Annotated in this window: 10 protein-coding genes; 7 read left to right on the top strand and 3 right to left on the bottom strand. The window is 71.8% G+C overall.

Annotated features, from left to right (window positions below; genetic code table 11):
- Both SSBG_RS09525 and SSBG_RS33610 read left to right on the top strand, forming a co-directional pair.
- The coding region (locus SSBG_RS09525) for an RDD family protein (RefSeq protein WP_008745961.1) at positions 1–513 on the top strand (513 nt) is incomplete at its 5' end.
- A gap of 57 nt (positions 514–570) precedes the next feature.
- Complete coding sequence (locus SSBG_RS33610; protein WP_037869351.1) at positions 571–1,482, top strand: RDD family protein; 912 nt, start codon at positions 571–573, stop codon at positions 1,480–1,482.
- 18 nt (positions 1,483–1,500) lie between these two features.
- Here the strand turns inward: SSBG_RS33610 and SSBG_RS09515 are convergent, their stop codons facing one another.
- Positions 1,501–1,743, bottom strand: a complete 243-nt coding sequence (locus SSBG_RS09515; RefSeq protein WP_037869350.1) for a hypothetical protein — start codon at positions 1,741–1,743, stop codon at positions 1,501–1,503.
- A 636-nt stretch (positions 1,744–2,379) separates the two neighbouring features.
- On the opposite strand from SSBG_RS09515, the gene SSBG_RS09510 reads away from it, so the two are divergent.
- Together SSBG_RS09510 and SSBG_RS09505 are read left to right on the top strand one after the other, a co-directional pair.
- On the top strand, positions 2,380–4,749 hold the full coding sequence (locus tag SSBG_RS09510; protein WP_008745959.1) for an immune inhibitor A domain-containing protein: 2,370 nt from the start codon (positions 2,380–2,382) through the stop codon (positions 4,747–4,749).
- Positions 4,750–4,864: 115 nt separating this feature from the next.
- Positions 4,865–5,251 carry a hypothetical protein gene (locus SSBG_RS09505; protein ID WP_199781354.1) on the top strand — a complete coding sequence of 129 codons (387 nt, stop codon included), beginning with the start codon at positions 4,865–4,867 and terminating at the stop codon, positions 5,249–5,251.
- A gap of 139 nt (positions 5,252–5,390) precedes the next feature.
- On the opposite strand, the gene SSBG_RS09500 is transcribed toward SSBG_RS09505, so the two are convergent.
- Together SSBG_RS09500 and SSBG_RS09495 are read right to left on the bottom strand one after the other, a co-directional pair.
- On the bottom strand, positions 5,391–5,975 hold the full coding sequence (locus tag SSBG_RS09500; RefSeq protein WP_008745957.1) for a nicotinamidase: 585 nt from the start codon (positions 5,973–5,975) through the stop codon (positions 5,391–5,393).
- 150 nt (positions 5,976–6,125) lie between these two features.
- On the bottom strand, positions 6,126–7,478 hold the full coding sequence (locus SSBG_RS09495) for a nicotinate phosphoribosyltransferase (protein WP_037869346.1): 1,353 nt from the start codon (positions 7,476–7,478) through the stop codon (positions 6,126–6,128).
- A gap of 248 nt (positions 7,479–7,726) precedes the next feature.
- Between SSBG_RS09495 and clpS the strand changes: the two genes are divergently transcribed.
- The 3 genes from clpS to SSBG_RS09480 all read left to right on the top strand — a co-directional run bounded on the left by clpS (position 7,727) and on the right by SSBG_RS09480 (position 10,227).
- A complete protein-coding gene (gene clpS, locus SSBG_RS09490) occupies positions 7,727–8,017 on the top strand; it encodes an ATP-dependent Clp protease adapter ClpS (protein ID WP_037869344.1) in 291 nt (96 codons plus the stop codon).
- Positions 8,017–8,604 (top strand): DUF2017 domain-containing protein, encoded by a 588-nt coding sequence (locus tag SSBG_RS09485; protein WP_037869341.1) that lies wholly within the window; start codon positions 8,017–8,019, stop codon positions 8,602–8,604. The genes clpS and SSBG_RS09485 overlap by 1 nt, the downstream gene beginning before the upstream one ends.
- A gap of 153 nt (positions 8,605–8,757) precedes the next feature.
- Entirely contained in the window at positions 8,758–10,227 is a 1,470-nt protein-coding gene (locus SSBG_RS09480) for an amino acid permease (protein ID WP_008745953.1), read from the top strand.
- The last annotated feature ends 36 nt before the right edge of the window (positions 10,228–10,263 follow it).

Below are 10,263 nucleotides of genomic sequence, written 5' to 3'. Positions count from 1 at the left end.
CCCTTCACCGCCGCCGCGCGGCGGCGGGCGGCGACGCGTCCGGCCGGGCTCGGGCGGCGGCTCCTCGCGCGGATCGTGGACAGCCTGCTGCTCGGCGCGCTCACCGGGGCGGCGGTCATCCCGCTCGGGGTCCGCGCCGCCGACCACGTACGGGCGAAGGTCGACGCGGCGCGGCTGAGCGGCGAGACGGTCGAGGTCTGGCTCATCGACTCCACGACCGTGAGCTGTCTGCTCGCCTCGCTCGGCGTCCTCCTCGTCCTCGGGCTCCTCTACGAGGCGTTGCCGACCGCCCGGTTCGGCCGGACGCTCGGCAAGAAGCTCTTCGGCCTGCGGGTGCGCGACATCGAGGAGCACGAGCCGCCCGGTTTCGCCGCCGCGCTGCGCCGCTGGCTCGTCTACGCGGTCCCCGGGCTGCTCGGGATCGGTCTCGTCGGGGTGCTGTGGGCGTGTTTCGACCGGCCCTGGCGGCAGTGCTGGCACGACAAGGCGGCTCATACTTTCGTGGCCCGCTGAGGTCCGACCGGCCCACGCCCCGTGGCAGGGGCCCGCGCCCCGCGCTCGACTCTGACCATGACGAGCGCACCGCCTCCGCCGGACGACGAGGACCGCCCGGGCGAGGACCCGTTCCGCAAGCGGCAGCCCCCCGCAGGCCAGGGCGGCGGCTCCCCCTACGACCCGCCCGGCGGCGGACGGCCCCCCGGGGAGCAGGACCGCCGGGACTCCCCGTACGGCCCGCCGGCCGACGCCCCGCGCCCGCACGACGGGCCGAACCCGCCCCCGCCGGACGGCGGCACCCCGTACGGGAACGAGCAGGGCGCCCCGTACGGCGGCCAGGGCCAGGCCCCGCACGGCGCCGACGCGAACAACCCGTACGACGGCGGGGGCTCCGGCCCGTACGACGGCCAGGGCTCCGGCCCGTACGGCGACCGCCCTCCCCCCGGTGACGGGGGTCTGCCCCCCTACGGTGGCGAGGGCGGGACGCCCTACGACCGCTACCCGGGCGGGCCCGGCCACGCGGGTACCGGCCCCGGCGATCCCCTCGCGGGCATGGCGCCGCTCGCGCCGAGCGGGAAGCGGGTCCTGGCGCGGCTCGTGGACATGGTGCTCGTCGGCGTCGTCGTCTACCTGCTGACGTTGCTCTTCCACGTCTCGCAGACGGACTTCGACCACGTCGAGGCGGGCCGCACGTCCGGGCAGTACCTCGTGACCGCGATCCTCTACGTCGGCTACGACGTCCTCATGAGCCAGCGGGGCGGGCAGACGCTCGGCAAGCGGCTCTTCCGCCTGCGGGTGGCCAGGCTCGACAACGGGCTCACCCCGGGCACGTCGGCGCTCCTGCTGCGGGCCGTCGTGCTGTGGCTGCCGTTCGTCTTCTGCTGCTGCGTGTGGACCGCGATCTGCGGGGGCTACTCCTTCATCGACCGCCCCTACAAGCAGGGGCTGCACGACAAGGCGGCGAAGACCGTGGTCGTGGAGGTCTGAGCGGAGCGGGCGCGCCGCTCAGCGGTGGTACGAGGAGGCGGTGGGCCTGCTCGCCGGGAGCCGGGGCGGCGGGGCGGCGGGCACGCCGGGGGCCTGCGGGCGCAGCGCGTAGCCGACCGCGACCCCGAGGGCGAGCGCGGCCACGCACGTGCACGCGATCCAGACGGTCGACGTGGTCCCGGACAGGAGCAGGACGAGCAGCACCGTGAGGAGCACGGTCGTGGAACCGCTGGCGATTTGGGCGAGGCGCGGACGTGGCATGAGGACCGTCCCGTGACGGGGTACGAGGGCAGGAGTCCCCGGGCGGGGGACTCTCACGGCGTCCATGCCCGGCGGCCCGCCCGGTGAAGCGCGGTTGACCCGCGAGCATCGGGGCACGGGGGGCGCACGGATTCACAGGCCCGCGCGGCACTCCCGGCCGGACCCGTTCCACCCCGCCGGACCCCGTTCACGCCTCTCGCCGGGGCCGTGCCCCCGGCCGACCGGGTCCCGCGCCGGCCTCCCCGGACCCGCCCACCCCTCCCGGGCTCCCCGGACCCACTCCGCCCTCGTCGCCCTCCCGCCCCACCCTTGCGCCACCTTCGCGGCCCCACCTTCGCGGCCCCCTCCTCACGCCGCCCTCGCCCGGCTCCCGCCGCGCCCTCGCCCCGCTCCCGCCCGGGCCCCTCCCCACCCCTGCGGACGCCCCGCCTCCCGGCCGTTATCGCCCTCTCCTGTGCGGAACATGTGCGGGCGATAACGCACGTTCCGCTCCCAAGTCAAGATCTGGTTTTTCTTCCCTCTTTCCGGTCGAATAACGAACCACGTGTATCCGCACGTGTGTTCCGGGGTTCATTGGAACGAGTGATGTTTCGTCAGCTGAGACCGGGACCCGCTTCCGGGGAGGACAGCGCACAGGTGAGCAGACAACGGAGAGCCCTCAGAGCCGCCGCCGTTACCGTGGCGACCGGCCTGATCGGCGCCACCGCCGCGTCGTTCGGGGTCGCACAGGCCGCCGACGGACAGGTGAGCGGCAAGGACGGCCAGAAGATCGAGCGCCGTGACCCGGCCCTCGGCAAGAAGGGCGCCGAGCACAATCTTCAGGGCCCCTTCAGCGAGAAGCAGGACGCGCAGCGCCAGGAGGCGCTCAACCAGCTTCTGACGGGGAAGAAGAAGACCACCGAGCGGGACGGCTCGAAGGTCCTCAAGCTCGACAAGGGCAAGTACGTCGAACTCGGCCGCGAACAGACCGACAAGATCTTCACGATCCTGGTCGAGTTCGGCGACGACGTGGACCCGGCGTACGGCGGCCAGCCCGGCCCGCTGCACAACCAGATCGCGAAGCCGGACCCGAAGAACGACAACTCGACGGACTGGCAGGCGGACTTCGACCAGAAGCACTACCAGGACCTGTACTTCGCCGACTCGAAGGACGACAGCGTCCCGTCGCTGAAGAAGTACTACGAGAAGCAGTCCTCGGGCCGCTACTCGGTCGACGGCGAGGTCACGGACTGGGTCAAGGTCAAGGCCAACGAGGCCCGTTACGGCAACAACAAGTGCGGCGCCTCGACGTGCTCCACCGTCTGGGACCTGGTGCGCGACGGTGTCACCCAGTGGGTCTCCGACCAGAAGGCGGCCGGCAAGTCCGCGGCCGACATCAAGGCGGACCTGGCGCAGTACGACCAGTGGGACCGCTACGACTTCGACGGCGACGGCGACTTCAACGAGCCGGACGGCTACATCGACCACTTCCAGATCGTCCACGCCGGTGAGGACGAGTCCGCGGGCGGCGGCGTCCAGGGCACGGACGCGATCTGGGCGCACCGCTGGTACGCCTACGGCACCGACCAGGGCCGTACGGGCCCGGCGCAGAACAAGGCCGGCGGTACGCAGATCGGCGACACCGGCATCTGGGTCGGCGACTACACGATGCAGCCCGAGAACGGCGGCCTCGGCGTCTTCGCGCACGAGTACGGCCACGACCTGGGCCTCCCCGACCTGTACGACACGACGAACACGGGTGACAACTCCGTCGCCTACTGGTCGCTCATGTCCTCCGGCTCCTGGCTCGGCCGCGGCAAGAACGCGATCGGTGACCTGCCCGGCGACATGAACGCCTGGGACAAGCTCCAGCTCGGCTGGCTCAACTACGGCACCGCGAACGCCGCGAAGAGCTCGACGACCAAGCTGGGCGTCGCGGAGTACAACACGAAGGACAAGCAGGGTCTCGTCGTCAACCTCCCCGACAAGGAGGTGACCACGACCATCGTCAAGCCCGCGAGCGGCGCGACGCAGTGGTGGTCCGGCAGCGGTGACAACCTGAACAACACGCTGGCCCGTTCGGTCGACCTGACCGGCAAGACGTCCGCCTCGCTGGACCTCAAGGCGTGGTGGGACATCGAGGCCGAGTACGACTTCCTGTACGCCGAGGCGAGCACGGACGGCGGCGCGAACTGGGAGCCGCTGGACGGCACCGCGAACGGCAAGGCCCTCCCGCGCGACGGCAGCGACAAGCCGGCGCTCACCGGCCCGTCCGGCGCGTACCAGGACCTCTCGTACCCGCTCGACGCCTACGCGGGCAAGAAGGTCGACATCCGCTTCCGCTACCTCACCGACGGCGGCCTGGCGATGAAGGGCTTCACCGCCGACGACATCAAGATCGTCGCGGACGGGGCGGAGCTGCTGAGCGACGACGTCGAGAACGGTGACAACGGCTGGACCGCCAAGGGCTTCAGCCGCGTCGGCGAGTCCTTCACCAAGGACTACCCGCAGTACTACATCGCCGAGAACCGTCAGTACGTCTCGTACGACACGACGCTCAAGACGGGCCCGTACAACTTCGGCTGGCCCACCACCCGTCCCGACTGGGTCGAGCACTTCTCCTACAAGCCGGGTCTCGTGATCTGGAAGTGGGACACCTCGCAGGCGGACAACAACACCACCGCCCACCCGGGCGAGGGCCTGATCCTGCCGGTGGACGCGCACCCGAAGGCCGAGAAGTGGGCGGACGGCACCGTGATGCGCAACCGCATCCAGCCCTACGACGCCGCCTTCTCGTGGTACCCCTCGGCGGGCTTCACCCTCCACAAGGACGGTGTCGCCACCAAGATCAAGGCGAAGCTCGGCGTGCCGATCTTCGACGACCACCGCAACACCTACTACGACCCGGCGAACCCCACCGGGAGCGTGAAGATTACTGACACCAACACGACGATCTCGATCCTGCGCCAGCCGCTCAGCGGCTCGACGATCACCGTGCACGTGGACCGCGCCACACTGAAGAAGTAATCACCGCAGGTCAGAGCATGATCGGCCGTCGCCCTCTAGCGGGCGGCGGCCGATCGCGTTTAGATGCGTCCATGCGGTCCTTATTGACACGACGTCTTACGGGGGTGTGACAACGATGGCCGGATGTGGTTACTGCGTGTTGCCGGGCGGTGATGTGATCGTCGCCCTGACCCTGCCCAGACCGCCCTGCGGCCCCCTCGGCGCCCCCGCGGGCCCCTACCCCGCCCCGATCGCGGCCGACGCCAGCGTGCGGGTGCTCGTGCGGGCGAAGAACCGTCCCCGCGCCCTGACCCGGCTGCGCAATCTCGGCCTGCGCGCCGTCTACCTGCGCGGCAACACCGCGCCCCCGACCCCCGACGAGATCACCGCCGTCCTGCACCACCCCGAGGGCCTGCTGTGGCGCGCGGCCCCGGACGACCCCTACGAGCTGTGGCACCCCATCGCGGCGCTCCTGCGCCCCCGGGAGGTCCTGGGAGCGCAAGCGCGGGGGCGCGCCGCCTGACCCGCCTACCGGCTTGTCATGCTCGCGCAAGGCCGCGTACGGCGACGGAGGCCGCCCGCCCGGCCCGTACGGCGCCCGGCCCGTGCGGCGCCCGGAGTCTCCCCGCGCCCGCCCCTGCGCGCCCTGCGCCGTGCCCGGCTCACGCCACGACCGGTTCCCCGCGCAGTGCGACCCCCGCCTCGCGCAGCTCGGCCAGTGCCCGGTCCGTCGTCGCGCGCGCGACCCCGGCCGTCAGGTCGAGCAGGACGCGGGTGCGGAAGCCCTCCTTGGCGGCGTCGAGGGCCGTGGCGCGCACGCAGTGGTCCGTCGCGATGCCGACGATGTCGACCGCGTCCACATCGTGCCCGCGCAGCCAGTCCGCGAGGGTCGAGCCGTTTTCGTCCGTGCCCTCGAAACCGCTGTACGCGGCCTCGTAGGCGCCCTTGTCGAAGACCGCCTCGATCGCGCCCGAGGCGACGGCGGGCGCGAGGTTGGGGTGGAAGCCGATGCCCTCGGTGCCCTGCACGCAGTGCGGCGGCCAGGAGCGGACGAAGTCCGGGTTGCGCGAGAAGTGGTTGCCGGGGTTGATGTGCGCGTCCCGCGTCGCCACGACGTGGTCGAAGCGGGCCCCCTGGGTGATCAGCTCGGTGACGGCCGCGGCCACGTCGGCCCCACCGCCGACGGCGAGGCTGCCGCCCTCGCAGAAGTCGTTCTGGACGTCGACGACGATCAAGGCGGTTGCCATGACAGGTGTCCCTCGGCTCTCTCGTGCGGATCTGCGGGCGGGGCTCGGCCCCGTACCCGAGGGTAGGCACTGCGTGCCCGGCGGGGGAGGGGGCGGGCGGCCCGGCGTGCGGTGGCGGCCGGGCCCCGTACCCGCCACCGGGGCGGCCTCTCAGCGCCGTCCGGCCGGCTCGCTCAGGTGGTACTCCGTGGGGATGACCGGTTCGCCGCGCGAGAGCTGCGTGGCCGAGAGCGGCAGGCTCTCCAGCACCGCCCGGTGGCGGTCGCGGGCCGCGCTCATCGGCTCGCGGCCCACGACCTCGCCCTTCGTCACGAGCGGCACGAGCAGCTCGCTGCCGCGCAGCGTGCCGGGCATCTCGCCGGTGCCGACCACCTCGGCCTCCGCGGCGCCCGTCGCGTCCGTGCGCCGCGCCGCCCACTTGCGGCCGGCGACCGACGCCTTGCCCCCCGCCGAACGCTTCGCGACCGGCTCCAGGGGCGCGTCCGGCGCGGTCGAGCGCGCGCGGGCGACGAGCTTGTAGACCATCGAGCACGTCGGGTGGCCGCTGCCGACCACGAGCTGGGTGCCGACCCCGTAGGCGTCCACCGGCGCGGCGGCGAGCGAGGCGATGGCGTACTCGTCGAGATCGGAGGTGACGACGATGCGCGTGTTCTTCGCGCCGAGGGCGTCGAGCTGCCGGCGCACGCGGTGCGCGACGAGGAGCAGGTCGCCCGAGTCGATGCGTACCGCGCCCAGCTCGGGGCCCGCGACCTCGACCGCGGTGCGGACCGCGTTCTCGACGTCGTAGGTGTCCACGAGCAGGGTCGTGTCCGGACCCATCGAGGCCACCTGCGCCTCGAAGGCGGCGCGCTCGTCGTCGTGGACGAGGGTGAAGGCGTGCGCGCTCGTGCCGGTGGTCGGGATGCCGTAGCGGTAACCGGCGGCGAGGTTCGACGTCGTGGAGAAACCGCCGATCCAGGCCGCGCGCGAGGCGGCGACGGCGGCCAGCTCGTGGGTGCGGCGCGCGCCCATCTCGATGAGCGGGCGGCCCCCGGCGGCCGAGGACATGCGCGAGGCGGCGGCGGCGATCGCCGAGTCGTGGTTGAGGATCGAGAGGATCACCGTCTCCAGGAGCACGCACTCCGCGAAGCTGCCCTCGACGCGCAGCACCGGGGAGCCGGGGAAGTACACCTCCCCCTCGGGGTAGCCCCAGATGTCGCCCGAGAAGCGGTAGCCGGCGAGCCAGTCGAGCGTGTCCTCGTCCACGACGCGGTGTTCGCGCAGGTAGGCGAGCTGGTCCGCGTCGAAGCGGAAGTTCGCGACCGCGTCGAGCACCCGTCCGGTGCCCGCCACCACCCCGTACCTGCGCCCCTCGGGCAGCCGCCTGGTGAAGACCTCGAAGACGCTGGGGCGCTCGGCGGTGCCGTTGGCCCGGGCGGCCTGGAGCATCGTCAGCTCGTAGTGATCCGTGAAGAGCGCTGTCGACGGGACATCCACCGGCAGGCCAAGGTCCGCTGTGTTCATACGAAAGATGCTACCCCAGTTAGCGTCACTCTGACGATTTCTGGGGGAGGTGGATGAGTGGCGTGGGCCACGCCGGTACGGGGCGTGACCGCGCGACCCCGAAGGGGCCGTTCGTGCGACGTGCTCCGGACAGTGGCAGCATGGCCCCCGTGAGTGTGCCGTCCGTCTCCCCAGCCCTTTCGCCCGCCGCCCCCGCACCCGGGCGCGGCGCCGCCCGCCCGGCGGCCCGCCTGGCGACCCCCGCCCCGATGGAGGTGGAACGGCCCGACGCCGAGGCCGAGTCCTCCGTGGTGACGGAGCCGGACCTCCTGTGGATCACGCTCGTCCACAACGACCCCGTCAACCTGATGAGCTACGTGACGTACGTCTTCCAGTCGTACTTCGGCTACTCCAAGGACAAGGCCACCAAGCTGATGCTCGACGTGCACAACAAGGGACGCGCCGTCGTCTCCAGCGGCAGCCGCGAGGAGATGGAACGCGACGTGCAGGCGATGCACGGCTACGGACTGTGGGCCACGCTCCAGCAGGACCGCGACTGATGCCCGGCCTCTTCGAGCGCACCCCCGACGGCGCGGCCGAGGTCACCCTCGACGCCGTCGAGACGAGCATCATCCGCTCCCTCGCCGTGCAGCTCCTCGAACTCGTCGGCCCCGGCCCCGGCGGTGACGACGACGACCCGCTCGCCGGGCTCTTCGCCGAGGGCCCCAGCAAACCGCCCTCCGACCCGGTCCTGCGCCGCCTCTTCCCCGACGCCTACACCCGCCCCGGCCAGGACGAGGGCCCCGAACTCCACGCCGCCTCCGCCGAGTTCCGCCGCTACACCGAGAACGACCTGCGCGCCCGCAAGCGCGAGGACGCCCTCGCCGTCGTCCACACCCTCGACGGCCTGCGCACCGACGCGCGCGGCAACGCCCGCCTCCAGCTCGCCGGCGTCACCGCCCAGACCTGGCTGCGCACCCTCAACGACCTCCGCCTCGCCCTCTCGACCCGCCTCGACATCACCGCCGAGGGCGACACGGAACTCCTCTACGAACTCCCCGACAGCGACCCCCGCAAGCCGATGGTCATGGCCTACCTGTGGCTCGGGGGCCTCCAGGAAACCCTCGTGGAGACACTGCTGCCCTGACGGGCGAAGGGCCGCCGGGCCGCCCGCCGTGCGCGCGCCCGGCACCTCGCCCCACGCCTTTCACGCGTACGAGTGCCGCCGCTCACGATATGTGACGGTTCGGCAACGCAAAGTGGTTACCTGGCCTCTTCCGCGGAAGAGGAGGCGCGACACATGACGTCCACGCAGGTCGGTACGCCCGGCGAGGAGCCGGCGGAGCCCTTGGCGCCGGTGGAGACGAAGCAGGAGGAGAGCGGCGAGGGATACCATCGGGCGCTCGGCGCCCGGCAGATCCAGATGATCGCGATCGGCGGCGCGATCGGCACCGGGCTCTTCCTCGGCGCCGGGACCGCCATCTCCAAAGCGGGCCCGAGCCTGATCCTCGCCTACGCGGCGGCCGGGCTCGTCATCTACTTCATCATGCGGGCGCTCGGCGAACTCCTCCTCTACCGCCCGGTCTCCGGCTCCTTCGCCGAGTACGCGCGCGAGTTCCTCGGCCCCTTCTTCGGCTTCGTCACCGGCTGGACCTACTGGCTCAACTGGGTCATCACCGGCATCACCGAGGTCACCGCCGCCGCCAAGTACATGACCTTCTGGTGGGACATCCCCCAGTGGGCCTCCTCGCTCGCCTTCACCGTGCTCCTCTTCGGCGCGAACCTCATCTCCGTGAAGCTCTTCGGCGAGCTGGAGTTCTGGTTCTCGATGGTCAAGGTCACCGCGATCGTCGGCATGATCCTCATCTGCCTCGGCATCCTCACCCTCGGCTTCACCGACGCCGGGCAGACCGCGAGCGTCTCCCACCTGTGGGACGACGGCGGCCTCTTCCCGCACGGCCTGAGCGGCACCCTCATGACGCTCCAGATCGTCATGTTCGCCTTCCTCGCCGTCGAACTCGTCGGCGTCACCGCCGGGGAGTCCGAGGACCCCGAGAAGAACCTCCCCAAGGCCATCAACACCGTCCCCTGGCGCATCGCCGTCTTCTACATCGGCGCGCTGATCATGATCCTCTCCGTCGTGCCCTGGAAGAGGTTCCAGCCCGACGTCTCCCCGTTCGTCGCCGCCTTCGAGCAGATGGGCCTCGGTATCGGCGCCGCGATCGTCAACTTCGTCGTCCTCACCGCCGCCCTCTCCTCCTGCAACTCCGGCATGTACTCCACCGGCCGGATGCTCCGGGACCTCTCCCTCAACCACCAGGGACCCGCCCGCTTCGCCCGCCTCACCCGCGCCGGAACCCCGCTCCTGGGCACCGCCTTCTCGGCCGCGCTCATGCTCGTCGGCGTGTGGATCAACTACATGTGGCCCGGCAAGGCGTTCCAGTACGTCATGTCCCTCGCCACCATCTGCGGACTGTGGGCCTGGATCATGATTCTGCTCTGCCAGCTCCGCTACCGCCGCAAGACCGCCCGCGGCGAACTCCCCGGCTCCTCCTACCCCGCCCCTGGCGCCCCCTTCACGAGCCTGTTCGCCCTCGCCTTCCTCCTCTTCGTCCTCGTCCTCATGGGCTTCGACAAGGACGCCCGCGTCGCCCTCTACGCCGCCCCCGTCTGGGGCGCGCTCCTCGTCGGTGCCTACCGCGTCCACCTCGCCCGCGCCCCGTACGCGCGCCCCGCGAACCCGGAGGAGACGGCACCCGCCGAAGCCTGAGCGCCCACCCGCCGGGCGGGTCCGTCCCGAGCACCG

It is taken from the genome of Streptomyces sp. SPB074, assembly GCF_000154905.1.
Classification (GTDB): domain Bacteria; phylum Actinomycetota; class Actinomycetes; order Streptomycetales; family Streptomycetaceae; genus Streptomyces.
The sequence above is the reverse complement of the archived record's forward strand: the minus strand, read 5'-3'. Positions and strand labels throughout refer to the sequence as shown.